The organism is Lactococcus formosensis (genome assembly GCF_018403745.1).
Taxonomy (GTDB): domain Bacteria; phylum Bacillota; class Bacilli; order Lactobacillales; family Streptococcaceae; genus Lactococcus; species Lactococcus formosensis.
In genome coordinates this window covers 1-26,259 of record NZ_BOVP01000010.1, presented here as the reverse complement: position 1 = coordinate 26,259, position 26,259 = coordinate 1, and the positions used below count along the sequence as shown (strand labels likewise).

Annotated in this window: 23 protein-coding genes, 10 tRNA genes and 1 pseudogene; 11 read left to right on the top strand and 23 right to left on the bottom strand. The window is 37.6% G+C overall.

Annotated elements, in window-relative coordinates; all coding sequences use genetic code 11:
- Window positions 1–100: 100 nt before the first annotated feature.
- A complete protein-coding gene (locus tag KJS37_RS09660) occupies window positions 101–889 on the bottom strand; it encodes a Cof-type HAD-IIB family hydrolase (RefSeq protein ID WP_017370217.1) in 789 nt (262 codons plus the stop codon).
- 181 nt (window positions 890–1,070) lie between these two features.
- Between KJS37_RS09660 and KJS37_RS10425 the strand changes: the two genes are divergently transcribed.
- Together KJS37_RS10425 and KJS37_RS09655 are read left to right on the top strand one after the other, a co-directional pair.
- A complete protein-coding gene (locus tag KJS37_RS10425; protein ID WP_244851400.1) occupies window positions 1,071–1,376 on the top strand; it encodes an Ig-like domain-containing protein in 306 nt (101 codons plus the stop codon).
- Window positions 1,352–3,028 (top strand): collagen binding domain-containing protein, encoded by a 1,677-nt coding sequence (locus KJS37_RS09655; RefSeq protein ID WP_244851398.1) that lies wholly within the window; start codon window positions 1,352–1,354, stop codon window positions 3,026–3,028. Before KJS37_RS10425 ends, KJS37_RS09655 begins: the two co-directional genes overlap by 25 nt.
- A gap of 108 nt (window positions 3,029–3,136) precedes the next feature.
- Here KJS37_RS09655 and KJS37_RS09645 read toward each other — a convergent pair.
- A pseudogene (locus KJS37_RS09645) lies at window positions 3,137–3,571 on the bottom strand (MIP/aquaporin family protein); the annotation flags it as partial.
- A 290-nt stretch (window positions 3,572–3,861) separates the two neighbouring features.
- Between KJS37_RS09645 and thmT the strand changes: the two are divergent.
- Complete coding sequence (thmT, locus tag KJS37_RS09640) at window positions 3,862–4,041, top strand: 2-hydroxymuconate tautomerase (protein ID WP_014025285.1); 180 nt, start codon at window positions 3,862–3,864, stop codon at window positions 4,039–4,041.
- 44 nt (window positions 4,042–4,085) lie between these two features.
- Here the strand turns inward: thmT and KJS37_RS09635 are convergent, their stop codons facing one another.
- Window positions 4,086–5,375: an L-cysteine desulfidase family protein gene (locus tag KJS37_RS09635; protein ID WP_096369160.1), complete on the bottom strand. Its 1,290-nt coding sequence runs from the start codon at window positions 5,373–5,375 to the stop codon at window positions 4,086–4,088.
- A 139-nt stretch (window positions 5,376–5,514) separates the two neighbouring features.
- On the opposite strand from KJS37_RS09635, the gene KJS37_RS09630 reads away from it, so the two are divergent.
- From KJS37_RS09630 to yidC, 5 genes are all read left to right on the top strand, one after another.
- Window positions 5,515–6,213 carry a phosphopantothenate--cysteine ligase gene (locus KJS37_RS09630; protein ID WP_213497140.1) on the top strand — a complete coding sequence of 233 codons (699 nt, stop codon included), beginning with the start codon at window positions 5,515–5,517 and terminating at the stop codon, window positions 6,211–6,213.
- The gene (gene coaC, locus KJS37_RS09625) at window positions 6,206–6,757 is read left to right on the top strand and encodes a phosphopantothenoylcysteine decarboxylase (protein WP_213497138.1); all 552 of its coding nucleotides are present in this window, start codon (window positions 6,206–6,208) and stop codon (window positions 6,755–6,757) included. The genes KJS37_RS09630 and coaC overlap by 8 nt, the downstream gene beginning before the upstream one ends.
- Window positions 6,758–6,760: 3 nt before the next feature.
- Window positions 6,761–7,342, top strand: a complete 582-nt coding sequence (locus KJS37_RS09620; protein ID WP_213497136.1) for an ECF transporter S component — start codon at window positions 6,761–6,763, stop codon at window positions 7,340–7,342.
- Between the two features lie 158 nt (window positions 7,343–7,500).
- Window positions 7,501–9,213: a phospho-sugar mutase gene (locus KJS37_RS09615; protein ID WP_213497134.1), complete on the top strand. Its 1,713-nt coding sequence runs from the start codon at window positions 7,501–7,503 to the stop codon at window positions 9,211–9,213.
- Between the two features lie 207 nt (window positions 9,214–9,420).
- Window positions 9,421–10,374 carry a membrane protein insertase YidC gene (gene yidC / locus KJS37_RS09610; RefSeq protein ID WP_026063864.1) on the top strand — a complete coding sequence of 318 codons (954 nt, stop codon included), beginning with the start codon at window positions 9,421–9,423 and terminating at the stop codon, window positions 10,372–10,374.
- Between the two features lie 107 nt (window positions 10,375–10,481).
- Here yidC and KJS37_RS09605 read toward each other — a convergent pair whose 3' ends face one another.
- From KJS37_RS09605 to fabI, 4 genes are all read right to left on the bottom strand, one after another.
- On the bottom strand, window positions 10,482–11,138 hold the full coding sequence (locus KJS37_RS09605) for a Crp/Fnr family transcriptional regulator (RefSeq protein WP_165712815.1): 657 nt from the start codon (window positions 11,136–11,138) through the stop codon (window positions 10,482–10,484).
- Window positions 11,139–11,145: 7 nt separating this feature from the next.
- Window positions 11,146–12,369: an MFS transporter gene (locus tag KJS37_RS09600; RefSeq protein WP_017370265.1), complete on the bottom strand. Its 1,224-nt coding sequence runs from the start codon at window positions 12,367–12,369 to the stop codon at window positions 11,146–11,148.
- Between the two features lie 52 nt (window positions 12,370–12,421).
- Complete coding sequence (locus KJS37_RS09595; protein ID WP_003134184.1) at window positions 12,422–12,625, bottom strand: hypothetical protein; 204 nt, start codon at window positions 12,623–12,625, stop codon at window positions 12,422–12,424.
- Window positions 12,626–12,842: 217 nt separating this feature from the next.
- Window positions 12,843–13,595 carry an enoyl-ACP reductase FabI gene (gene fabI, locus KJS37_RS09590; RefSeq protein ID WP_117517679.1) on the bottom strand — a complete coding sequence of 251 codons (753 nt, stop codon included), beginning with the start codon at window positions 13,593–13,595 and terminating at the stop codon, window positions 12,843–12,845.
- A gap of 214 nt (window positions 13,596–13,809) precedes the next feature.
- On the opposite strand from fabI, the gene KJS37_RS09585 reads away from it, so the two are divergent.
- Together KJS37_RS09585 and fabZ are read left to right on the top strand one after the other, a co-directional pair.
- Window positions 13,810–14,508, top strand: coding sequence for an N-acetylmannosamine-6-phosphate 2-epimerase (locus KJS37_RS09585; RefSeq protein WP_213497132.1), 699 nt, complete (start codon window positions 13,810–13,812; stop codon window positions 14,506–14,508).
- Between the two features lie 276 nt (window positions 14,509–14,784).
- Window positions 14,785–15,243 carry a 3-hydroxyacyl-ACP dehydratase FabZ gene (fabZ, locus tag KJS37_RS09580; protein ID WP_003134189.1) on the top strand — a complete coding sequence of 153 codons (459 nt, stop codon included), beginning with the start codon at window positions 14,785–14,787 and terminating at the stop codon, window positions 15,241–15,243.
- 27 nt (window positions 15,244–15,270) lie between these two features.
- Here fabZ and uvrB read toward each other — a convergent pair whose 3' ends face one another.
- Window positions 15,271–17,259, bottom strand: coding sequence for an excinuclease ABC subunit UvrB (gene uvrB / locus KJS37_RS09575; RefSeq protein ID WP_213497130.1), 1,989 nt, complete (start codon window positions 17,257–17,259; stop codon window positions 15,271–15,273).
- Window positions 17,256–17,711, bottom strand: coding sequence for an RNA pyrophosphohydrolase (locus tag KJS37_RS09570; RefSeq protein WP_096369152.1), 456 nt, complete (start codon window positions 17,709–17,711; stop codon window positions 17,256–17,258). The genes uvrB and KJS37_RS09570 overlap by 4 nt, the downstream gene beginning before the upstream one ends.
- 103 nt (window positions 17,712–17,814) lie before the next feature.
- Here KJS37_RS09570 and def point away from each other — a divergent pair, with 103 nt between their 5' ends.
- The gene (gene def / locus KJS37_RS09565) at window positions 17,815–18,441 is read left to right on the top strand and encodes a peptide deformylase (RefSeq protein WP_017370260.1); all 627 of its coding nucleotides are present in this window, start codon (window positions 17,815–17,817) and stop codon (window positions 18,439–18,441) included.
- A gap of 370 nt (window positions 18,442–18,811) precedes the next feature.
- On the opposite strand, the gene yqeK is transcribed toward def, so the two are convergent.
- The 14 genes from yqeK to KJS37_RS09495 form a co-directional block, all read right to left on the bottom strand.
- Window positions 18,812–19,399 carry a bis(5'-nucleosyl)-tetraphosphatase (symmetrical) YqeK gene (gene yqeK / locus KJS37_RS09560; protein ID WP_213497127.1) on the bottom strand — a complete coding sequence of 196 codons (588 nt, stop codon included), beginning with the start codon at window positions 19,397–19,399 and terminating at the stop codon, window positions 18,812–18,814.
- Between the two features lie 56 nt (window positions 19,400–19,455).
- A complete protein-coding gene (locus KJS37_RS09555; protein ID WP_165713724.1) occupies window positions 19,456–21,702 on the bottom strand; it encodes an ATP-dependent Clp protease ATP-binding subunit in 2,247 nt (748 codons plus the stop codon).
- A 217-nt stretch (window positions 21,703–21,919) separates the two neighbouring features.
- Complete coding sequence (gene rpoD / locus KJS37_RS09550; RefSeq protein WP_017370526.1) at window positions 21,920–23,302, bottom strand: RNA polymerase sigma factor RpoD; 1,383 nt, start codon at window positions 23,300–23,302, stop codon at window positions 21,920–21,922.
- 35 nt (window positions 23,303–23,337) lie between these two features.
- Window positions 23,338–25,224, bottom strand: a complete 1,887-nt coding sequence (gene dnaG / locus KJS37_RS09545) for a DNA primase (protein WP_213497125.1) — start codon at window positions 25,222–25,224, stop codon at window positions 23,338–23,340.
- A gap of 73 nt (window positions 25,225–25,297) precedes the next feature.
- Window positions 25,298–25,385: transfer RNA gene (locus KJS37_RS09540), tRNA-Ser, on the bottom strand.
- 38 nt (window positions 25,386–25,423) lie between these two features.
- Window positions 25,424–25,497 (bottom strand) — tRNA-Ile (locus KJS37_RS09535).
- Window positions 25,498–25,537: 40 nt separating this feature from the next.
- Window positions 25,538–25,608, bottom strand: a tRNA-Gly gene (locus KJS37_RS09530).
- Between the two features lie 3 nt (window positions 25,609–25,611).
- Window positions 25,612–25,684, bottom strand: a tRNA-Phe gene (locus KJS37_RS09525).
- A gap of 7 nt (window positions 25,685–25,691) precedes the next feature.
- Window positions 25,692–25,781 (bottom strand) — tRNA-Ser (locus KJS37_RS09520).
- 6 nt (window positions 25,782–25,787) lie between these two features.
- Window positions 25,788–25,861 (bottom strand) — tRNA-Ile (locus KJS37_RS09515).
- A gap of 15 nt (window positions 25,862–25,876) precedes the next feature.
- Window positions 25,877–25,950: transfer RNA gene (locus tag KJS37_RS09510), tRNA-Met, on the bottom strand.
- Window positions 25,951–25,978: 28 nt separating this feature from the next.
- Window positions 25,979–26,052: transfer RNA gene (locus KJS37_RS09505), tRNA-Pro, on the bottom strand.
- Window positions 26,053–26,093: 41 nt separating this feature from the next.
- Window positions 26,094–26,167: transfer RNA gene (locus KJS37_RS09500), tRNA-Arg, on the bottom strand.
- A 17-nt stretch (window positions 26,168–26,184) separates the two neighbouring features.
- A tRNA-Gly gene (locus tag KJS37_RS09495) sits at window positions 26,185–26,256 on the bottom strand.
- Window positions 26,257–26,259 lie beyond the last annotated feature (3 nt).

Genomic DNA, 26,259 nt, shown 5'->3' with positions numbered 1-26,259 from the left:
TAACACTTTTTAGCTATATTTCTTAATACTTTCTTAATTTTTTAGTTTAAAAAACATAAAATAAAAAAGTACGCATAGAAGTTGTACTTTTTTCCTGCTTTTACTGTATGATTTTTTCAATCTCCGACAGTACGGCTTTCTCCCTATTGCTGCCTATGATCCTTTTTGCTTTTTCTTTCGCTTGGATATTAGCATTTGCTACAGCATAAGAATAACCAGCCATTTCCAACATTTCAAGATCATTATTTGCATCTCCAAAAGCTGCTAAATCTTGAGAAGAAAGTTCCAGCTCTTGTAAAACTTTCTTAATAGCTGCTCCTTTATTACTGCCCTCAAGTACAATATCTAGATAGATATTCCCACTGGTCACTGCTTTTATCCCTTTTTTAAAACGACTGTTCAATGTTGATGTGACAGTAGTTAATTCTGCTTCGGGAATAATCGTAGCAAATTTAACTACAGTATCTTCAGGTAAATCATCAAAAGAGGAAAGAAGCTCTAGATTTTCATAATATTTATGGGCAAAAGTTTCAAACTCCTCTGAAACACTTTCTAAAGTATAGGCACTCTTGGCACCACATACTACAACAGGAATCTTGAGCTCATCAAGTAGTCCAAGAACTTCACTTACTTCTTTTGCATCAAAACTTGCGACCATTTCCATCTCACCATTGATCGTAATAATTCCACCATTTTCAGAAATAAAAATAATATCTTTCGTCTCTGAAAAATAAGACTTTAATTTAAAGTATTGATTACCACTGGCCACAATGAAGCGGATCCCTTTGGCATTCATTTTTTGTTGGAGTATAGAGAAATACTTTTTATCATAAGTGGATTTTTCATCCAAAAAAGTGCCGTCCATATCTGTCGCAATAGCTGTTATCATTTTATTTACTCCTCTATGTTCTGCATCTATTTTATCAAAATAAAATTTTTTCTGTTAATTATATTTGCACCTTCAAGTCAATACAGTTGTTTTCAGAAAATAAATTTGTTAGAATTTTCAACAGACTGTAAAAAGTCAATTTTTAAAATAGAAAGAACACAAAAAGGAAAAATACTCTTATATGAAACGAACAATACAGATATTGCTCATTTTTTTTACCGCTTTTTTAGGTTTAATGCTCCACTCAGAACATACATCTGCTGCAGAGTTAAGCAATACCAGCTTTATCGATAGTCTCAAATTTTCGAATACTAAACTGACTCAGGGACAGACGACTTCTGTCAGAGTAGAATTTAGTAGCAAGGATGACCTCAAGGTAAAAGCTGGAGACACAATTACTTTCACACTTCCTCCTGAGTTACAAGGAATGACGGAAACGACGGCTTTCCTCGTAAAATTTCTTTGGGTGAATTGGGTGAGGCACTGATATATAAAGACCGTGTTGTTGCCACTTTTAATGAAAAAGTTAATCATCTTGAACATGTCAAAGGCTACTTTAATTTTGGATTACAGGCAACAAGAACTAAAAATCCTCACGATACAAGTATCAAAACAAATTTAAGTACAACTGCAACTGCTCAAGAAATTACAATTCATGGTGATGCGGGGAATACAGGACAAATAGGCACTCTTCCTTTCTTTTGGAAGAGTGGTGACATGCTTGGTGAAAAAGGAAAAGTCCGTTGGTTTGTTAATGCTAACATGACAAAGGAAGAACTCTCAAGTGATATTGTATTAACAGATAAGCACGGACTTGGACAAAAACTTGATGCACAATCATTTCGCGTTAACATTGAAAATTATTTAGGAAGGTTCCAGATAAGCGGTGATGAGTTTATAGCCAAAGGATATGGCAGCATACAGGTTCTTCCCGATGATTCATTTATCATTACAATTAAACGTGAACATGCGCGCCTAGCCTCTTTTAGCTTCATGTACAACACAATTATCACAGACAATACACTCAAATCCTTTACCAACACGTGCAATGTGAATTACCACCCTTATGGTCAAGGAACAGTTCAAGATCAAGGAACTTCCGATGTTGTAAATCTTTTTGCAGATGGCGAAGCCAATGGTGAACAAGGTATCAAAGAAGCGACTGAAGAAACAATTGAAAACAACTTTGAAGAGCTAGAAGAAATCCCAGATATCAAGATGGAAAACGTAGGCTCTTCTGTAACAGAAAACCACGCTAACCAGACAGCTGAAAAAAATCATGTTGAAGTAAATGTCGACCCTGTTCAAGAGGAGATAACAGACCAATCAGAACTGCTGGAAGACATTCCTTCTATCGAAACTGAAAAACCAACTGTCTCTGTCACAGAAGATTCTGCCAATCAAACTGCTGAAAAAAATCATGTTGAAATAAATGTCGACCCTGTTCAAGAGGAGATAACAGACGAATCAGAACTGCTGGAAGACATTCCTTCTGTCGAAACTGAAAAACCAACTGTTTCTGTCACAGAAGATTCTGCCAATCAAACCGCTGAAAAAAATCATGTTGAAGTAAATGTCGACCCTATTCAAGAAGAGATAACAGACGAATCAGAACTGCTGGAAGACATTCCTTCTATCGAAACTGAAAAACCAACTGTTTCTGTCACAGAAGATTCTGCCAATCAAACCGCTGAAAAAAATCATGTTGAAGTAAATGTCGACCCTGTTCAAGAAGAGATAACAGACGAATCAGAACTGCTGGAAGACATTCCTTCTATCGAAACTGAAAAACCAACTGTTTCTGTCACAGAAGATTCTGCCAATCAAACCGCTGAAAAAAATCATGTTGAAGCAAATGTCGACCCTGTTCAAAAAGACCTAGAAAATAAATCGAAGAATGTTGAAAAAATAACATCTGTAGAAGAAGAGAAAAAGTCAAGAAACAAAGCAAAAGCACAGGTAACTAAAACAAACGCTGCAATCTCATCTACAAATCATGCAGAAGATACACAAAATATGAAGGTGAATGCTTTACCAAAAACAGGAGATAGTAATGACCTTATCTCTGTAATTTCTGGATTTTTCCTTCTCATCGTATCGCTAATAGTTTTTTCGCTACGCCAAAATAGACAAGTATAAAATAAAAATGCTCTCGTAAAGCGAGGCATTTTTTTATTATACATTTTTGTAGGAATTATTTCTTCAAAATATAAAAAAACAGGTTGTAAATTTCCTGTTCTTTTATAACTACTCTTCGCTACCCATAAACTTAGCAGCTACTGCAGCAATTGCAGCACCTACTAATGGTGCCAATAAGTAAACCCAATAGTGTGACAATGCCATACCGCCTGCAAAGACAGCAGGACCGAAACTACGTGCTGGATTCAATGATCCTCCTGTCAAGTTCAAAGCAACAATGATTAAAAATGCTAAAGCTAAACCAATAGCAACTGGTGCTAATGCCGCATTACCATATTTCTCACTGGTTACCATCAAAATAACAAATACAAATAAGAAGGTAATGATAGCTTCAAATAAGAAAGCTTCTCCAGCTGTAATATTTGGGAAGTCTGTTTGTCCAAATCCATCCTTAGGAAGGTTCAAAGCTTTAATGAAAATAGACAGTACTGCAGAAGCAGCAAGTGCACCTACAAATTGTGAAATAACATAAGCAATACCATCTATTTAAGTATTTATTCAACAATCATTTTTTTATTCAACTCCTCCTCTATATCTAGTTTTCACAAAAGTACTGAAAACAGAGTTTAAAACTGCAATTTTGTAATCGTTAGAATTTTTAGACTTTTTCTAAAATTACATTATATGAATAATTATAAATTATAAAATCAAAAAAATAAGCTTGGAAAGCATACTATTTTTACATTGTTATATTGTTCCTATTTAAAAAGATGCTCATTCCCAGGAAAAATGATAAAATAAAGCATATAAAAACAATCCTAAGGAGGATTATTATGCCGTTTGTACATGTTGAATTAGTCGAAGGACGTAGTGCTGAGGCCAAAAAAGCTTTAGCAAAAGAAATCACAGAATCTGTGATGAAACATACAGGAGCTCCTCGTGAAGCAATTTATGTCATTTATGATGAGATGGCTAAAGATAACTTTTATCCACATGGTGAACCTAAACAATAGAAAAAAGCTTAGAGAACATTCTCTAAGCTTTTTCTTGTTACTTTTTATTTCTTGTTCATCATAATATCTAATATAATAGGATCAGAATTCTTCATTCCGCTAGAAACATAAAGTCCTAAATCTCGAATACAGTTATCCACGTCTTCAGAAACAATTCCATTCGTTGCCGGAATAACTATATCTGCCTGAGCAAGCTGTACTGCTCGATACATCGAAGATACAGAACTTACTACCTTTATCGCACAAGAAAAACCGGCCCCGTCACAAATCATCCCTACTGCATCACCAATCATATTCTTAATTGCCTTCTCAGCCTTTATTTTATCCTCTGATTCGAGGTAAATCAAACCGGCCGCGGCTCCCATCGCTGCTGAATCTGTAGCACAATAAGCAGAAAGTAAAGGTAAAAAAGCATGAATATAAAGAGCTGTAAGATGTGAAAGAGTTAATGCCCTAATAAGTTTTTCTTCACTCACACTCCTATTTTGTGCAAAGACACAAACAGGAACTGTAGCTGTAATGCCTTGATTTCCTGAACCAGAATTTGTCATTGCCGCACGCTGGCACCCTCCCATCCGTGCATCAGAAGCTGCGGCCGTACAAATGACTATCTGTTCCTCGAGACTGAGTTCTGAAAGGCTTCTGTGGTTGAGTAAAGTTTTACCTATCTTCATCCCATAATCATAGCTCAAACCTTCTGAAGCCAAAGCCATATTTAATTCTTGTGCTTTGATTAGAGGAAAAATATTTTCCAAGTTTTGGCTTGTAGCAAAATCCCAGATTTCTATAAAGCTACGTTTTTTTAAAAATTCAACACTACTTGCTTCTTCATTAGATTGAAGTTTTTCTTTTTTGAAAATCACTTCTTTATTTTTTTGTATCCAGTAAATGGAAGTGTGCCCCCCTGCAATTTTAACTGTAACTGTTTCACATCCTGAAGCTATGCTAACTTCAACGTACAATTTATCTGCTACAGAAGCAACCTCAGCTTTCACTTGGTTTGACCGAGCAAGGCTAATAATTTCTGGAACTCTATCTGGTGATAGTTCAGAAATTACCTTCAAGCCAGCTGCAGCATTTCCTGCTAGGGCACCTGCAGCTGCAGCTACTTCTACTCCAGATTCTCCCGTTCCTGGAACAATCACAGCTAAGGCATTTTTCATCACATTAGCCGATACTCGTATGTCTATCCGATCAACACTAGAATTACCTAAATACTTGCGGCATACTGCAGCAGCATATGCAACAGCTACAGGTTCTGTACAACCTGTAGCGGGCTTAACGCCTTCTTCTAAAACTTGTAAAAAACTATTTCTAATTTCTTCTGTCAGCATATTGCTCTCTTTTCTTTTTGACTTTTTCATTTTAAATTATAGTTCATATCTTTAATTATTGCAATCGCTTTCTTTAGTTTATTACCTCTTGGGGTATACTCTTCTTGCATTGCGAAAAAACTTAGGTTAAAATAAAGCCATGAAGATATTAATTACAGCAGGTGGTACCACTGAGTCCATTGATACCGTCCGTGGCATTACTAATTTCGCTACAGGTGGTTTAGGAAAATTAACTGCTGAAGAATTTTTGACACATGGACATCATGTTATTTTATTAGCTGGACGTTTCGCACAACTGCCAGTAGAGCAAGAAAATTTAACTATTATTCCAATTGGGGATACGCAAGATTTACTCGACAATGTAGAGAAATTCCTTCCGTCAGTGGATGTTGTTGTACACAGTATGGCAGTGTCTGATTATCGTCCTGTTTATATGACTGGATTAGATGACTTGCCACAGCCGCTTTCAAAAGAACAGCTCATTCACTTTCGCCCTAAAGTACAGAAAAAAATATCCTCAAAATCTGAGTACCAAATGATGCTCTTGGAAAAAACACCAAAAGTTATTTCATTTATCAAAAAATGGAAGCCTGAGGTTCTGCTTTTTGGCTTTAAACTCCTTTCTGGTGTTAGTGAGGAACACCTGCTGGAGGTTGCGCAAAGCAAACGAAAAGAAGTTTCTGCTGATTTTATCATTGCAAATGATCTGACTAATATCCAGGGAGAAAATCATCTGGCCTTCTTAGTGAGTGATTCTGCAGATATTACTCGGCTTAGAACTAAACCACAAATTGCCCAAGAAATTGTTAAAAAATCCGAGGAGGTACATCATGGCTAATATAACTCTCGCTGTTACTGGCAGTATTGCAGCCTACAAAGCTGCAGATATCGTCTCAATGCTCAATAAAAAGAACCACAACGTTACCGTTTTAATGACAAAAGCAGCTACACAATTTATTACGCCTTTGACTTTGCAAGTTTTATCTAAAAATAAAGTACACATTGATATTATGGATGAAGAACATCCCGATGTTGTTAACCATATCGATATTGCAAAACACACTGATATTTTTGTTGTTGCGCCTGCTACAGCTGATACTATAAGTCGCCTTTCTCATGGTGCTGCTTCTGATATTGTAACATCTGTAGCCCTTGCGCTTCATCCCAGCAAGACCAAATACATCGCTCCTGCCATGAATACCAATATGTACACCAATCCTTTAACAAGGAAAAATATTGATATTTTAAAATCAATAGGATACAATGTTATACAACCCAAACAATCTCTCTTAGCTTGTGGAGACTTTGGTGAAGGCGCACTCGCAGATATTGACATCATTGTTGATACGCTAGATCAATCTACTAAAATTAAGGAAATTTAAAACATGAAAAAATCAAAAGCATCTGATATTGCCATCCTCGCAATTTTTATTGCTATCATGGTTGTCGTGCAAGTTTTGAGTCAAATCGTCTATAGCGTGTGGCCATTACCCATTGTACCTACGCTCTTGCATATACCCGTAATCATAGGTTCAATTATCTTAGGTGCACGTAAAGGTGCTTTCTTAGGGCTCGTAATGGGGATCATTAGCGTTATTAACTCCACAATCCTTACTACACCTTTAAGTTATGTATTTAGTCCACTTCAACCCATCCCGGGTACGAATCATGGTTCGCTCTGGGCTTTAGTGGTTGCTATCGTTCCGCGAATCCTCATTGGTGTATTTCCTTATTTTATTTATAAAGCCATCCAAAATCGTACGGGGGCAGGTATTGCTGCTTTTGTCGGTACAGCTACTAATACAGTCCTTGTCTTAAGTTTCATTACTTTATTTTTTGGTCAATACACAGGGATGACTTTCGCAGGCCTGATACAGCTGATCATAACAAGTAATTCCATTGCAGAAGTCATTATCGCTATCATTTTAACAGCAGCGATTGTTCCGTCATTAGAAAAATCAAGATAAATCACAAAGCAGACCAAGTCATGTCTGTTTTTTTATTTTTTGGAAAATAAAAATGAAAAATGATATAATACATCTGAAACCGAATTCATTTTTGATTAGGATTTTAAATTAACAATAACTGATTGAAGCCTTTAAAATAAAGGCTTTGGAGGATAACAATGTCATACAATGAAATTTATGAACAATGGCTAAATGCTGACTTAACACCCGACTTGCATAAAGAACTTCTTGAAATGGATGAAAAAACAAAGGAAGATGCTTTCTATACATATCTTGAGTTTGGTACAGCTGGTCAACGTGGCCTTTTAGGTGCAGGAACAAATCGTATGAATATTTATACCGTACGTTTAACAACTGAAGGTCTTGCACGTTTAATGGACAGCAAAGGCGAAGCTAAAAAACGTGGTGTAGCTATTGCTTATGACAGCCGTCACTTTTCTAAAGAGTTTGCTATGGAAACGGCAACAATCCTAGCAGACCATGGGATTCCAAGCTATGTCTATGACAGTCTCCGTCCTACTCCTGCATTAAGCTTTACAATTCGTGAGCTGAAAACTCTTACAGGTGTTATGATCACAGCCAGCCATAACCCTGCGCCTTACAACGGCTATAAAGTTTACGGTGAAGACGGCGGACAAATGCCACCTGAAGATGCTGCAGCCTTGACTGAATATATTCGTCAAATTGATGACATTTTCTCTATCACTTTAGGTGATACGGAAAAATATATTGCCGAGGGTATGATTACAGTTATTGGTGAAGATATTGATGCAAAATATCTTAAAAATATCGAGACTGTAACCATCAATCATGAATTAATTAACAAATATGGTCGTGACCTTAACATCGTTTACACACCACTCCACGGGACAGGAGAAATGCTTGGACGTCGTGCGCTTGCCACAGCTGGTTTTGAAAAAATTGCTGTTGTAGAAGAGCAAGCTATCCCCGATCCAGACTTTTCAACTGTAAAATCACCAAACCCTGAAAGTCAAGCAGCCTTTGCTATGTCTGAAGAACTTGGCCGTAAAGTTGGTGCAGATATGCTTGTTGCGACTGACCCTGATGCCGATCGCATCGGTGTTGAAGTCCGCTTACCTGATGGAAGTTACCAACCTTTGACAGGTAACCAAATTGGTGCCGTTTTAGCTAAATATATCCTTGAAGCACACAAAACTGCTGGCACTTTACCTACGAATGCAGCTATGGCTAAGTCTATCGTTTCTACTGAGCTAGTCAGCCACATTGCTGAAAGCTACAATGTCGAAATGTTCAATGTACTTACTGGTTTCAAATTCATTGGTGAAAAAATTCATGCTTGGGAAACTACAGGTGAACACACTTACATGTTTGGTTTTGAGGAAAGCTTTGGCTATCTCATCAAGCCATTCGTCCGTGATAAAGATGCTATTCAAGCGATGCTCCTCATCTGCGAAGTTGCAGCTTACTACCGTTCTTTAGGTAAAACTCTGTATGATGGTATTCAAGATATCTATGCTGAATATGGCTACTTTGTTGAAAAAACACTTTCAGTTACGCTTGAAGGAAGCACTGGGAAAGAACAAATCGCTGAAATCATGGGTAAATTCCGTGACAATGCACCAGAAAAATTTGACGGTCTTGAAATTCTTTTGACTGAAGATTTCAAAGAACTTACTGCAACATCACACAGTGGCAAAGTTGAAAAATTAACAACTCCTCCTTCTGATGTTTTAAAATATCATTTAGAAGATGGTAGCTGGATTGCTGTTCGTCCTTCAGGTACAGAGCCAAAGATAAAATTCTATATGGCTGCTGTAGCAGATACAGAAGAACAAGCACAAAGTAAGATTGATCATTTTGAAAAAGAGATTACAACATTTATCGGATAAATTATCCTAAAAGCTGTCTGTCGCAGGCAGCTTTTTTATTTTCCACCAACATAATAAAAAACTCAATCTTTTTTACTCTTCAAACAAGAAAAAGAAGCTATCGCAAAGCTTTAAAATAGCTGATTTCAGACTATAGACCTATTGAAAAATAAAGCAATTTCCTGTAAAATGGTGACAGACCGTTTATTTATAGAAAGCGAATTTATTTTGAAAAATTTGAACAAAAAATTGTCCCTCTTGGGTGTAGCAAGTGCTGGTTTGCTCTTGCTCTCTGGCTGTGTCCAAACCCATATTGTTGATGGTGTGCGTGTTCCTACCGAAGCTGCAACACATGGTATGACTTACCAAATCCTTGTTAAACCAATGTCAGCCTTTGTCGACGTATTTGCCAATAACATGAATCTCGGTTATGGTTGGGGAATCGTCTTAGTTACATTGATTATCCGTTTCCTTATCCTTCCATTGGGACTCAACCAAGCCTATAAGTCAACTTATATGCAAGAAAAGACAGCTTATTTGGCCCCTGTGTTTGAACCCCTTAATGCGAGATTGAAAGCTGCGACGACTCCTGAGGAACGTATGGCTGCCCAACAAGCTTTGATGAAAGCACAAAAAGATAATGGAATCAATATGTTATCTTCATTGGGTTGTCTTCCCTTACTTATCCAATGGCCATTCTTCATTGCCCTCTATAATGCCGCAGCCTATACTCCTGGTATTTCAACAGCAACTTTCTTCGGAATTGACCTTGGACGCTCAAGTATTGTTATCACTCTGATTGCGGGTATCTTCTACTTCCTACAAACTTGGATTTCAACTAAAAGTATGACGCCTGAACAAAAGAAAACAGGCATGACCATGCTCATCATGAGTCCTGTGATGATTATTGTTTTCAGTTTCATGTCACCTGCTGGTGTCGCTCTTTATTGGGCCGTTGGTGGTATCGTAATGGTTATCCAACAGATTATCATTACTTACATTATGAAACCACGTATGCGTAAGAAAATTGACGAAGAATTCAAAAATAATCCTCCAAAGATGGCTGATCTACCAAAAGATGTCACTCCTAAGTCTGCAACGCAACAAGGTTTGAAAGATTTGGATGCACCACGTAAAAAGAACGATAATGGGCGTAATGCTGGTAAACAAAAACGTAAATAATACAATATAAAGAAGCAATTTAAAATTGCTTCTTTTATTAAGTCTATTAAGTCAAAAAAACCTCCAGAATCTTAAGCTACTGGAGGTTTTGAGCTATGTTGTTCACTCTAGCTGATGTAGTTTTGTAAGCTGTATTGATCACAAATCATAATCTTATGATGAACAATATCAATAATATTTTCTTCCCGGAGTTCACGAAGTATCCTGTTGACACTGGTTCGCGTTGAAATTCCGCAAAATCCTGCTATGTCTTCGTTAGTTACGGGGAAATCAATTAATATCCCCTCCGCTTTTTGTTTTCCAAAGCAGTCAATAAAATTATATAAGCACGCGCATACAGCGCCCTTTTTACCATTTACAGTCATTTTTTGCAAGGCTTCTAAGATCATGACTAATCTTTTACGATAAAAATTATCAACAATACGGAACAACTTGATATCCTTATCAATCCATTCCCAAAAAACTTTACGTGGAACACGATAAAAAGTCGCCTCATCCGATTCTATTCGGACATTAAAGAGAGCCGAGACACCATCTAATTGTTCTTCTTCCAATAGTGAAACGAAATCCGGTTCACAAACATAAGTGATATTAAACTCACGACCATTTCGCAAAATACTGCTCAGTTTAACTACACCCTCTTTAAGAACATAAAGATACTCTGATTCAATCCCCTGATACATGATATAACTATGTTTCTTACGACTGACTACACTCACATTTTTTTCTTCTAAAAGCTGTACTACATATTCTATGTCATTCATACCATTTTTAAGCAACATTTGTTTGTTGTTGCTTTTTCCCATGCACAAGATAATAGATAATCCATACAATAACAACCGCTGGTGCACTGTAAAGATACAAGTTACGGAATCCAACCATATCTTTTCCAAGCATTGGAATAATAGCTCCTAAAATAATCGGACCACCACCAACGCCCAAATCTAAAAAACCAAAGAAAGTTGAAGTTGCAACACCAATACGATCTTTACGTGCTTCGCGAATCGCAATAGCTTGACCAAAAGGTGCAACTCCCCCATATCCCAGACCAAAAGTTCCTCCAGCAATAAGCAACATAATAAAGCCAGCACCTGGACTCATAAAGCCTGCCAAACCAACGAAAAGCATTGAAATTGCAAAGAAAATAAAGACAGGATGGAAAACCCAGTTATCTCCTTTAGTATCAAACATACGTCCTGTCAATGGGCGTGATAAGAAAATCAAGATAGCGTACAAGGTGAAGAACAATGAACCAGCAGTCGAAATATGTAAGAAGGATGTGAATGGCCCCATTCCTGTTAAAATAGCGGAGTCAATAAATCCTGCCAAAAAGGCAACGAAAGAGATTGGTAATGCTGATTTTTCGATATATTTATCTAAACCTTTTGGACTGTGAAGCAAAGCTTCCTGTACTTCTTCTTCGGATAATTCTTTCACATGGACAAAGAATATCAAAACAAAAGTTAAAATAAGCAAGATAAGTGCTAAAGCAAGAAGCCCATTAAAACCTAAGGAAGAAGAATAAATAGAAATACTCAAAGCAGGTCCGACAGCTGCAGCCAGCGTAACGGACAAGGCATAGTAGCCTATTCCTTCTCCTCGTCTTGAAGCAGGAACAATATGTCCCGCAATCGTTCCTGAGGCTGTCGCGCCAATCCCAAATCCCATACCTTGAATCACACGTATAATGAAGAGCAACGGGATATTAGTTGTTGCATAATAACCTAAAGTTAAAACTAAAAAGATAATTCCACCTACGTAAAGAAGCTTTTTCATCCCTATCCGTGTTACAACGATACCGGTCCATACACGCCCAATGAGCGCCCCGATAACAAAGATACTTGATAATGATAAGCTCACTACTGTAGACTGATGGAGTTCTTCCATCGCATACGTCCCTATAGATGACGTTAAAACGTAAAAAACAATATAAAATAAAAAGCTAATAAGTGTATTAATAATGAAAGTAGCTGTAAAAAGACTTTCTTTTTTCATGATTTTTCTATTCCTCGACTGATATGTATCTTCTCTAGATACTTTTTATTGGTTATTTGATAAGAGAGATGTTTCTCACTTCAAAAGCAAATTTCCCATTATCTGTAATCAAATACCCGTGATGATCAGTCACATATTTTACAGCCTCTGCCATAGAGTCAAATTCTTCGATTAAACTATGGTAGTTTACTCCGCCCATAAAGTTAGGTGTCGCATCTTCTTCATATGTAGACAAACTTTTAAATTCAAATTTCATTGTTAAATTTTCCTTTTCTTTATTCTCGTCAAAAATTTAGTGGCCACTTCTATTTCGACATTTTATGTACAAGAAATATAATATAAGAAAAAACGTAACATCGCTACAACAATTTATACTGCAAAATATGAACAACATATGTTAACAACTCTTGTTTATAAAAATAAAAAAATACTTGATAAGGCCAAAACCCTATCAAGTATTTCTCTGTTTTTGCTTATGTCAAGTGAACACCTTTATCCACATAAACCACATCTCCAATGACCCCTGTAGCTAATGGACTAACGAGGAAGGCAGCGGTTTGTCCAACTTCTTCGATCGTTACTCCCTTACCGTCAGCTGTACGGCTGTTTGATTCTTTAATCAAATCTTTGTAGCCGGCCACACCAGATACGGCAAGCGTTTTAATAGCACCCGCTGAAATAGCATTAACATGAACACCAACGTGTGCCATTTCTGCTGCCAAGTAACGTACAGTTGCTTCTAGAGCTGCTTTAGCAATTCCCATTACATTGTAGTTAGGAATTGCACGAACAGAGCCCATATAGCTCAAAGTAACAATACCAGAGCCTTCATTGAATAAAGGTTTTGCAGCTTTTGCTACAGCAAGCAATGAGTAGGCTGAGATATCTTGTGCAAGGGCATAGCCATCACGTGAGATATCAGATACATTACCATCAAGTTCTTCTTTTTTAGAATAAGCAATGGCATGTACTAAACCATCTATTTTACCGACGCGACTTTCAATCGTTGAAAACGCGCGACGAATAGATTCATCCGATACAACATCACACTCAATAAGTAGATCTTCTGGCCCAGCAAGCTTCGCAAGCTGTTTTTCCATACGTTCATTTTGATAAGTGTAAATCAAGGTAGCTCCTTGATCTTTCATAGCTTTAGCACAACCCCAAGCGATAGACTTGTTGTTTGCTACACCCATAATGACGATTTTTTTTCCTTCTAAAAACATATAAATAAGTCCCCTTAAAATAAAAAAATATATTTCAGAAAATATAAGTTAAAAAATATAAGTAAATAGTTTAGTATATAAAAATACTTACTACATAAAACATTGTAATGTAAAAGCCTTTAATTGTCAAGTTTCCCTCTTCAGCCTAAAAGAAAACGTTTTAAAAATACTAAATTTGATGATACAATAAAATTAAGAATGAAAGAGAGGGTTTATGAACAAACAAGAATTTATTGAAAAAGTCCGCGGTGGACTGATCGTTTCCTGTCAAGCATTGCCAGGAGAACCGCTTTATAGTATCGACGGTGGGATTATGCCCCTTATCGCTTTAGGTGTTCAAAATGCTGGCGCTGTAGGAATTCGTGCGAACTCTGTACGGGATATTGAAGAAATTAAAGAGGTTGTTGATGTGCCTATTATTGGTCTCATCAAACGTGATTATCCTCCACAAGAGCCCTATATTACTGCAACTATGCAAGAAGTTGATGAGTTAGCTAGCCTTAATATCGCCGTAATTGCCTTAGATTGTACACTGCGTGAACGTCATGATGGGTTGAGTATGCCAGAGTTTATTCATCAAGTGAAGGAAAAATATCCACATCAATTGCTCATGGCGGATATTGATACTTTTGCTGCTGGAAAAGCGGCCTATGAAGCAGGTTGTGACTTTGTCGGAACCACACTTTCTGGTTATACTGAGGAAACAAAAGAGCGGCCACAACCAGACATTGATCTTATTCAGTCACTCTTGGCCAGCAATATTCCGGTGATTGCTGAAGGCGGTATTCACATCCCCGAACAGGCTAAAAAAATTCAGGAACTTGGAGTGCTAGCTCAGGTTGTTGGTGGCGCAATTACACGTCCTCATGAGATTACCGCCCGTTTTATCACTGCTATAAAGCAAGCTGAATAAAAAATCTCTCAATCCAAAGGCGACTGAGAGATAGAGCTTATGTTAAAGTAATCTTTACTCAAATAGTATAGCACTAGTGGCTTCAATTTTTCTAGTAACAATCGTCTAAGTTTAACATTCTAAAAATTGGATATACTTGGCTCTATGCACGTCCCCTTCGAAGATACCAAGGGTCTACAGCAGCAACTCAAATAGCCTTTTAATGTTTTTATACATAAAACAATAAAAATAGTGATATAATAAGATAGTACAAATAAAATATGAGGTACTATTAAAATGACAAATTCAAAGTATGCTATGACAGCGACAGAAGTTATGGAAGTTATTCCTAATCGCTATCCTATTATGTTTATCGATTATGTTGACGAAATCTCAGAAAATAAGATTCTTGCAACAAAAAATGTCACAATTAATGAAGAAGTTTTTAACGGGCATTTTCCAGGTAATCCAACTTTCCCTGGTGTTTTGATTTTGGAAAGTTTAGCACAAGCTGGTTCTATCTTGATTCTTAAAAAAGAAGAATTCCAAGGGAAAATGGCATATATTGGCGGCATCGACAAAGCTAAATTCCGCCAAAAAGTTGTTCCAGGTGATGTAATGAAGCTCGAATTTGAAATTACTAAATTCCGTGGAAAAGTAGGTAAAGCCGATGCTGCTGCATATGTTGATGGCAAGAAAGTAACAACCTGTGAATTTACCTTCATCGTGGATGAAGCTGCTGAGCAAGAAAAATAAAAAAAAGAGCAGGTGCTCTTTTTTTTATTAATCTAAAGCCTTAATTTCCAAAATCATATCTCGTAACTGCGCAGCTGATTCAAAGTCAAGCGCTCCAGCAGCTTCGGCCATCTCTTTCTCCAGCTTTTTAAGTAATGCTTTACGTTCTTTTTTCGTCATAGCTTCAGCTGAAACTTCTTCAACTTCTCCACTTTCGGTACGTTTTGTAATTGAAATCAGATCACGAATTTCTTTCTTAATGGTTTGTGGCACAATCCCATGTTTTTCATTGTAAGCCATTTGAATTTCACGACGACGACTCGTTTCATCCATTGCCCGTTGCATAGACTGAGTAATATTATCCCCATACATGATGACACGTCCATTTGAATTCCGTGCGGCACGTCCGATAGTTTGAATCAAGCCACGTTCATTACGTAAGAAGCCCTCTTTATCCGCATCCAAAATAGCAACTAGAGAAACTTCTGGAACATCAATTCCCTCACGTAAAAGATTAATACCGACTAACACATCAAAAACACCCAATCTCAAGTCACGAATAATTTCTGTCCGCTCCAAAGTTTTGATATCACTGTGCATGTACTTGACTTTTACACCCATTTCTTTGAAATAAGACGTTAAATCTTCAGCCATCTTTTTGGTCAAGGTGGTTACAAAAACACGTTCATCCTTTTCAACACGCGTATTGATTTCTCCTAATAAATCATCAATTTGCCCCATCATTGGTCGGACCTCCACGATAGGATCAAGGAGACCTGTAGGACGGATAATTTGCTCGACAATCGTCTCTGTTTGCTCCATTTCATAGTCACCAGGTGTGGCAGAAACATAAACAATTTGATGCACATGGCTTTCAAATTCTTCACGACGAAGCGGACGGTTATCCAAGGCTGAGGGCAAGCGGAAACCATAGTTGACTAACATATCTTTACGCGCCCGGTCACCATTATACATCCCCTTAACTTGTCCCATCGTCATGTGACTTTCATCAATCATAATCATGAAATCATCAGGAAAGAAATCAAGTAAGGTGAAAGGTGGTTCTCCTTCAGTACGACCATCCATATGACGGGAATAGTTTTCGACACCATTGCAGTAGCCCATCTCACGTAGCATTTCAATATCGTAGTTGGTTCTTTGTTCCAATCTCTGTGCTTCAAGGAGTTTTCCTTCACTGCGGAAGACTTTTAATTGCTGTTGAAGTTCTGCTTCAATCTTGGCAATGGACTCTTCCATACGGTCATCATTAGTCATAAAGTGAGTAGCTGGGAATATAGCAAGATGGTCTACTTCGCCTAAAACTTGTCCTGTCAGGGCTTCTATTTCTCGGATGCGGTCAATTTCGTCGCCAAAAAACTCAACACGAAAAGCATGTTCATCTCGAGAGGCAGGGAAGACTTCCACAACATCTCCACGCACACGAAAACGACCACGTTGAAAATCAATATCATTACGTTCAAACTGAATGCCCACTAAATCATTGAGTAATTTATCACGAGAGATCTCCAGTCCAGGACGTAAGCTGACGACGCTATCTTGATATTCCTTAGGAGAACCCAAACCATAAATACAGGAAACAGAAGCAACGACGATAACATCATTGCGCTCTAAAAGGGAACTTGTTGCACTATGACGTAATTTATCAATCTCATCATTGACGGAACTGTCTTTTTCTATATAAGTATCTGAAGAAGGCACATAAGCTTCAGGTTGGTAATAATCATAGTAGCTGACAAAATATTCGACAGCATTATTCGGGAAAAATTCTTTAAACTCACTGTAAAGCTGACCCGCAAGTGTTTTATTATGCGCCATAACTAAAGTAGGTTTATTTGTCCGCGCAATAACTTGACTCATGGTGTATGTTTTACCTGTACCAGTAGCCCCTCGTAAAATTTGCGCTTTCTCACCATTTTCAATATTTTCTACAAGAGTCTCAATCGCTTGTCCTTGATCTCCAGCTGGCTCATACTTGCTGACCAGATCAAATTTATTATCTGTTATACGTTCTATCATTTTATTTCCTTAAATTCTTTTTTAAAATAAGTGAGGGCCTTTCGGTATACATCGGCTTTGAAACTAAATGTATTAAAATCAATATCTGCAAAAGGCACAGCCTTATAGCTGATAAACTCAGGATGACCAGTTTTTACATTTATGGAAGCCTCGGGATAAAGTCGGATAAGAAAATACTGTTGCTCTTGTCCATCGTAGCTCCAATCAGGAAAAGTCATACCTTCTGGAAAATCATAACGTAAAAGTTCTGGATATTTTCCAATAATTTCAAAATCTTGCGTACCAATCTCCTCTTCAAGTTCTCTCACTACGGCTTGTTCGGGAGCTTCACCTGTCTCAATTCCTCCTTGTGGGAAGCCCCAAATTTGTGGCAAGTCTGCACGTTGAAAGAGTAAAATTTCATTTTCTGCATTCAAAATGATTGCTGCTGTATTTTTTCTATAAGTTTTCATTTCTGCCCCCTTATAAACCTTCTCTTTAATCAATTTTAACATTTTTGACTGAAAATTTATGATATAATTAACTAATAGTAATAATATATCAAGGAAGTAAAAAATGTCTGTACAAGAAAAATTAATCAAAGCAAGTCATATGATTAGCATGGACGATATTGTCCGTGAAGGAAACGAAACGCTACGTACTGTTGCTGATGAAGTGAGCTTACCCTTGTCTGATGAAGATATCATTCTAGGTGAAAAAATGATGGAATTTCTCCGTAATTCACAAAACCCAGCAATGGCTGAAAAAATGCAGCTCCGTCCAGGTGTTGGTTTAGCAGCCAATCAGCTCGATATTGCTAAAAAGATCATCGCTGTTCTTATTCCTAACGATCCTGAAGTAGATGAAAATGGCAATGAAGTAGCGCCAAAAGAAGCTTATAAGTTAGCAGAAATCATGTATAACGCTAAAATTGTTAGTCACTCTGTTCAAGATGCAGCTATCGAGTCTGGTGAAGGCTGTCTTTCTGTCGATCGTGAAGTCCCTGGTCTGGTTATCCGTCACGCGCGTGTAACTGTAGAATACTATGACAAAAATGGTGAGAAACACAAGATTCGTCTGAAAGATTTCCCTTCCATGTGTGTCCAACATGAGATCGACCATACAAATGGTATAATGTTCTACGATCACATCAATGAAAAAGAACCTTGGGCTGTCAAAGATGGACTTCTGATTGTCCAATAATTTCCCCAAATAAAAAAGAATAAGCCTAAAAAGCTTATTCTTTTTTATTTTAATAATTTTTCAAGCTTCCTTTTTCTTATCCTATAGTCTTGAACATTAAGGATAATTGTTATTATAAGATAAACGGGTAAAAAAGGAAAATATATGAGGGGAGAGCGATTATTATCACAAATCCACTAATTGCTCCAATAAAATAATTATTGACTTGATTAAAGGCTGTGTATTTTGAAGACGTTTCTTGATCATATTTCCGAGCCATGTCTTCTTCGTTTAGAATTTTCCAGAGTATGAGTACTCCCCTAAAAGTATTTTTAGTTATTTATTAGCACGAAAAATATAAGGAATATGCACCAAAGATAAAGTTTTTTCATTAACCAATTCTTCTCAGATTTAAAAATTCATAAGCTTCTAAAAGCCAAGGATGAATAACTTTTATATCGTGTTTCAAAATATAATCAATATAAGCAAAGGCTGCTGCTTCAAAAGAATAATTTAGCGCCTGAGTGATTTCCTTTAGATAAGGAGGCTGTCCTTCTTGATCCCATCTTATTTTGTCAGCCACAAATAAAACTAAATCAACCTTTGAAAATTTTTTCTTCAAGGTAGTATGGCAAGAAATTGCTGAAAGAATTTTTTCGTCTTGGATACCAAATTCTCTTTGAGCCATTATCCTTGATATTTTTTGATGAATAATCATAGGAAATTGTCTTTCTTCCTTAAAAAGCTCTATCTTCATATCTTCTGCTACAAAAATTCTTTCATTATTGGGATAAATAGCAGAAATATCATTTAAGTATCCTGCTATTCTTACTTGCTCTCTTTCTGCTTCATTTAGAAATTCATGCCCTATTTCTTCAGCATAGTCACCAACAGTTATGCAATGATTATATGTTGCATAACATTCCTTTTCTAATAAAAAAGTTTTTATCTCTTGTTTAAGTTGATTTGTATTTTTCATATTTACCTTACTTTAACAAAAAAAGATAGGACCATCAACTGGTCTTATCTTTTTTTTTATTTCTCTTCATCTTCATTATCAGATGTATCCGCTGTGTCCTTTACTTCTTCAGGCTTATTCACAATAACAATCTTATCATCAACCAAGTCTGCAAGTAACTCTTTATACTCAGGATGCTCAATGTAAAAATCTGCAATAGCGTCCTCGATATTATCTTGGATGGTACGACGCAATGGGCGTGCTCCCATTTTCGGATCATAACCCAGGTCAACAAGTTTTTCTTTAACGGCCTGTGTGACATCAAGATGAATATCATTTTGAGCGATTTGAGTATTGACTTCATCCAACATTAAATCCACAATCTTAAGCAAATTTTCTTTGCTCAATGCCGAGAATTCAATGATAGCATCAAAACGGTTCATGAATTCTGGACTGAAGAAATTACCGAGTTCCCCAAGCACTGAATTTGTACGACCTTCACGTGCAGCACCAAAACCAACACTTGCTTCAACCTTACCTGTCCCCGCATTTGAGGTCATAATGATGATTGAATCTTTGAAGGAAACTGTGCGCCCTTGCGCATCTGTCAAACGCCCGTCATCAAGAATCTGCAAGAACATATGCATTACATCAGGGTGTGCTTTCTCAATCTCATCCAATAAAATTAAGCTGTAGGGGTTACGGCGGACACGTTCTGTCAGCTGACCTGCTTCCTCGTACCCTACATATCCTGGAGGCGCACCAATCAACTTAGCCACACTATGTTTTTCCATGTATTCCGACATATCAAAGCGGATCATACTATCTCTTGAGCCAAAGAGCTCATAAGCTAATTGTTTAGCGAGTTCAGTCTTACCTACACCAGTCGGTCCAACAAAGAGGAATGAACCGATAGGACGATTAGGTTTTCCAAGTCCGACACGTGAACGACGCACAGCTTTAGAAATTTTATCAATCGCTTCATCTTGTCCAATAACGTGTTCTTTCAAGTCCTCAGCCAAATTGATTAGCTGTGTTTGCTCTTTTTCTTTCAGATCACCCACAGGAATATGTGTTTTTTCTTCAACGATTGCTTCTATATCTTTTTCTGTGATATTTGGCATATCTGTATCTGAAATCTCATGACTTTGAAGCTCCCGAAGCTTAGCGATTTGATCACGGAAATGGGCTGCTTTCTCAAAATCTTCACGTTGCATTGCTTCATTTTTTTGTACTTCTGCTTGCTCAATACGTTTCTTGATATCCTCTGGATCAACAAATTTGAGGGTGAGATTCTTTTTCGAACCCGCTTCATCCAGTAAGTCAATTGCTTTATCGGGAAGGAAACGGTCCTGTATATAACGGTTCGAGAGATTCGCCGCAGCTAAGATTGCTTCATCTGAATATTTCACATGATGATAGTCTTCATAGCGTTTTTGAATCCCACGTAAAATCGTGATGGTCTCATCTACAGAGGGTTCATCAACTTTGACAGGTTGCATCCGACGTTCAAGTGCCGCGTCTTTTTCGATAATTCTATATTCATTGAGTGTTGTTGCCCCAACAAGTTGTAGTTCACCACGCGCTAAAGCCGGTTTAAGGATATTTCCAGCATCCATATTGCCATCACCTGCTGAACCAGCACCAACAATTTCATGGATTTCATCAATGAAGAGGATAACGTCATCGCGTTTACGAATCTCTTCCATCAGCTTTTGCATACGCTCTTCAAATTGCCCACGTACACCAGTACCTTGGACAAGGCTAACAACATCGAGACGTATAACTTCTTTATTTTGTAGTTTTTGTGGTACATCACCATCAACTATTTTTTGGGCTAAGCCTTCAACAACTGCTGTTTTACCAACACCAGGTTCACCGATAAGAACAGGATTATTTTTTGTTCGACGATTCAAAATTTCGATAACACGTGTAATTTCAGAATCTCGCCCGATAACAGGATCTATTTCTCCACGACGTGCAGCATCAGTAATGTTGACTCCGAATTCTTCAAGAAGTCCTTTAGGTGCTTGACTTCCACGAGGGTTTTGTGGACCTCCTGGACCTCGACCTCCAGCTTGTGTTGGAGGTGTCATTGTCCGTCCTTGATCATTACCATGTAAGGCTTGGAAAATATCTGGAAATGGATTAAATGGGTCATCATTATTAGAAATATTTGTCGCCCCAGCAAACAAACTTTCTTGACCTCCTGATTTCATAATTTGATAGCAATTTTGGCATAAATCCACTTGCTTACGTTGTCCATTCACATTCGTATAAAGGTGAATTGTCGCTTCATTTATTTTACAATTTTGGCAGAGCATCTCTTCCTCCTTTGTGGTTACGTCTTTTCTTTATTTTAACTTATTTTTTTAGAATTAAAGAATCATGTCTGGCTTCTTTTGTTTAAAGTTTGACCTTTTTTGACCTTTAATAATTTTTATTATATCACTTCTCTCAAATTTATCAAATCTTTTGTACTATATTCTTTTTCAATTATAAGAAAAAACTCTTCGACACCTGTCGAGAGAGTTTTTTATATTACATAAAGTCACGCAATGGTTTGCTGCGACGAGGATGACGCAATTTTTTAATCGCTTTAGCTTCAATTTGACGAATACGTTCACGTGTCACTTTAAATTGTTTACCAACATCTTCAAGTGTGTGCATACGTCCATCATCAAGTCCAAAACGCATACGCAATACGTTTTCTTCACGGTCTGTCAAGGTATCCATAACTTCATCAAGCTGTTCACGAAGCAAGATACGGTTTGTGTAGTCTACAGGGCTTTCAATTACATCATCTTCAATGAAATCACCAAGATGTGAATCGTCTTCCTCACCAATAGGTGTTTCCAATGATACAGGTTCTTGCGCAATTTTCAAGACTTCACGAACTTTATCAGGCGTCATGTGTAATTCTTTACCGATTTCTTCTGGTAAAGGATCACGGCCCAATTCTTGTAAAAGATTACGTTGCACACGAATCAACTTGTTGATTGTTTCAACCATGTGGACAGGAATACGAATTGTACGTGCTTGGTCAGCAATCGCACGTGTGATTGCTTGACGAATCCACCATGTCGCATAAGTTGAGAATTTGAAACCTTTAGTGTGGTCAAATTTGTCCACAGCTTTCATAAGTCCCATATTTCCTTCTTGAATCAAATCCAGGAATTGCATCCCGCGTCCAGAATAACGTTTTGCAATGGAAACAACCAAACGTAAGTTGGCTTCTGCAAGCATTTGTTTGGCAAATTCTGCTTCATCACCACCTGCAACAATAGCTTCCGCAAGTTTTGTTTCTTCTTCGAGCGAAATCAATGGATAACGTCCGATTTCCTTAAGATACATGCGGACAGGATCATCAATACGGACATTTGTTACGATTTCATCCATTGCATTATCATCAAGCTTTTCTTCTTCTTCAGCTTGCAAAGCTAATGGACTAGGATTTCCTTCTTTATCGACGATCGAAATGCCGGCATCTTGGATTTGTTGAAGTAAATCTTCGATGGCTTCGGCTTCCAAACCAAATTTCACTACAAGCTCATCTGTAATTTCATCATCTAAAGCTTCTTCGAGAGGTTTACGTTTTGTGATATATGCTGCTACTGCTTTATCAAAAGCTTTGTTGTCAAAGGTATCTGAATCTTTAATATCAATTTTCTTAGCTGCTTTTTCTTTAACAGAGGTTACATGCTTAGAACCCTTTTCTTTCAGCTCTTCTACATCAACCTTTTCAACAATAATTGGTTTAAAATCCATTGCTGCAAGGAGTTTTGCTTCTTCAGCTTCAAAAATAGAACTTGAGTGAGATTTAACCGCCATGCCAAGTTCTTGTGCTTTTGCGATTAAAGCTTTGTTAGTAATTCCAGTTTCTTTTGCAATTTGACTGATTCTTTTTTTATTATTACTTGCCAATTTAATCCTCCCCAATGAACAATATAAGTAATGACTTATATTTTTTTCTTCTGATTAATAATTTGGATTGTGAGTTCTAACTCACGTTCCTTGTTGCCTACTTTTTGGGCATTTTCTAATTGTTTTTGCAATTCACTAAACTTTATTTGCTCCATTTCTTTTGCAAAAACGGCTACCAAATCTCCAAGCTCCTCACTACTTATCTCATCTGGCAGATCCAGACTCAAGATTTGATAAAATAAATTTTTCTCCTCAGCATCTAATGATGTCCCAAAGTGAGAAGGATCAATTTCTTCAAAACTCATCACCTCAAGTATGATTTTGTCAAAAAGATTCTGATAACGCTGATGTACAAAGCGAAAATTTTCATCCTCTGCAAATTTATGAAGAACACTTTGATGATAAATCATTCGATTTAAAAGTTGTTCTTCTGCTCGTTCACTTCGCGATAAGCTTGGAAGTTTAGGCTGTTGTACAGTTTTAACAGCCTCTTGAGCAGAGGAAAAAGTTTCATAATACTCCTGATCCGATGCAGTAAAATCAGGTATAGGGTAATCCGAAAACTCTTCTTCTGAAAAGCTTCCAAAACTCTCTTCAAAATTTCCCGCTTCTGCCCTTGTTTTAAGGACGTTTTCACGCTTTAAATTGACAGATTGCTCTACTTGATTATACTCGAAATCAGGCAAAATCTCAACTAATTTTCTTATAAAAGCATCCTGTGCTGTAATTGATGAAACCCTTGCAATAACAGGTGCCATTTGCTCAATAAAATCCAATTGGTTTTGCAAATTCGAAAGATTTTCGGGCTTCAGATAATCGATTAAAAACTCTGTCGGTTGTATCCTGCTGTTTTCCATCAGACCAGATAAAGATTCTAATGAATATTTTTTACTGTAATCATCTGGATCCAAACCTTCTGGAACACGTACAATCTGCGTCTTCTCTTCACCAATCAAATCAATTGCTTTATATATCGCATTTTGACCCGCCTGATCGCCATCATAGATAAGAACATAATTTTTAGCTATTTTTTTTAAACGCTTTACGTGTTTCTCAGTTAAAGCTGTTCCCATGGTCGCAACAACGTTATACACACCAGCCTTATAAGCTGCAATAACATCCATGAAACCTTCCATCAAGTAAACTTCACGTGTTTTGGAAATAACTGGTTTTGCTCTATCCAAATTATAAAGCTCGTAAGATTTATCAAAGATTTTTGTTGCACTTGTATTAATATACTTTGCCTTACTTGTATCATTTTCTTGCCATTTTCGGCCTGAAAATCCCACAACATGCCCGTACTCATTTTTGAGTGGAAACATAATTCTGTTTTGAAAAGCATCGAAAACCTTGTTACTTGAAAAGTTGAAAAGCCCGGAATTCGCCTGAACACTTTCATCAAATTTTCCAGAGAGATTTTTAAAAATGAAATCATTTTCGTCTGGTGCTAAGCCGATATTAAACTGCTTGATAATCTCAGAAGTAATCCCACGCTTTTCCAGATAGAGTCGTGCTTGTTCACCTATCTCAGTAGACGTTAAAACGATATTATAAAGCCGTGCAGCTTGATTATTTATATCATAGAGCAATGCATTAGGATTATCTTTTTCAGCAGTAGAATCATTCTCAATATTTACCGTAATTCCAGCAAAACTCGCTACATCTTTTACTGCATCGACAAAACCAACTTGTTTATAATCTTTTATGAAGTCAATAACATCGCCAGATTTCCCACAGCCAAAGCAGTGATAAAAACCTTTATCAGCATTTACATTGAAACTCGGTGTTTTTTCACCATGAAAAGGACAAAGTCCTAAATAATTCTTCCCAGACTTTGTGAGAGGTACATATTGTGAAATTAAATCAGCAATATTTACCTGATTTTTTAACTCAGTTACTTCTTCGCTCGTAAGAAAAGCCATATACCCCCCTCTCATCTTGAACATTCTACATAAAGCATAAAAAACGACTATTCAACAATAGCCGTTATACGGAAGGGGAGTAAGGGATTCGAACCCTCGCGCCGGTTTCCCGACCTAACGATTTAGCAAACCGTCCTCTTCAGCCTCTTGAGTAACTCCCCACCAGTTATTCACAATATATAGATATTATAAACATCTATGGGAACACGAGGATTTGAACCTCGGACCCCTGCGTTATCAACACAGTGCTCTAACCAACTGAGCTATGCTCCCTCATATTTGAAAACGTTTTTCATATCTTTATGAAAAACAAAGCGGGTGATGAGAATCGAACTCACAACATCAGCTTGGAAGGCTGAGGTTTTACCACTAAACTACACCCGCAAATGGCGCGAGACGGAATCGAACCGCCGACACATGGAGCTTCAATCCATTGCTCTACCAACTGAGCTACCGAGCCAAAGGAAAGGAGGATGTGGGATTCGAACCCACGCACGGTTTTACCCGCCTGACGGTTTTCAAGACCGTTCCCTTCAGCCGGACTTGGGTAATCCTCCAAAAAGTGGATCTTGTTGGATTCGAACCAACGACCGCTCGGTTATGAGCCGAGAGCTCTAACCAACTGAGCTAAAGATCCAGCTGTAAAATATAATAGCGGCGAAGGGGATCGAACCCCCGACCTCTCGGGTATGAACCGAACGCTCTAGCCAGCTGAGCTACACCGCCAAAAACTTCTGATAGACTAAGCTATCAATCGGGAAGACAGGATTCGAACCTGCGACACCTTGGTCCCAAACCAAGTACTCTACCAAGCTGAGCTACTTCCCGAGATAAAGTTTATTATCATCATGATTTCTTTCAGAAATCAATGCACCCGGCAGGATTCGAACCTGCAACCGCCTGATTCGTAGTCAGGTACTCTATCCAGTTGAGCCACGGGTGCATAATATTTAATTTTAAAGCGAACGACGAGATTCGAACTCGCGACCCCAACCATGGCAAGGTTGTGTTCTACCCCTGAACTACGTTCGCAAC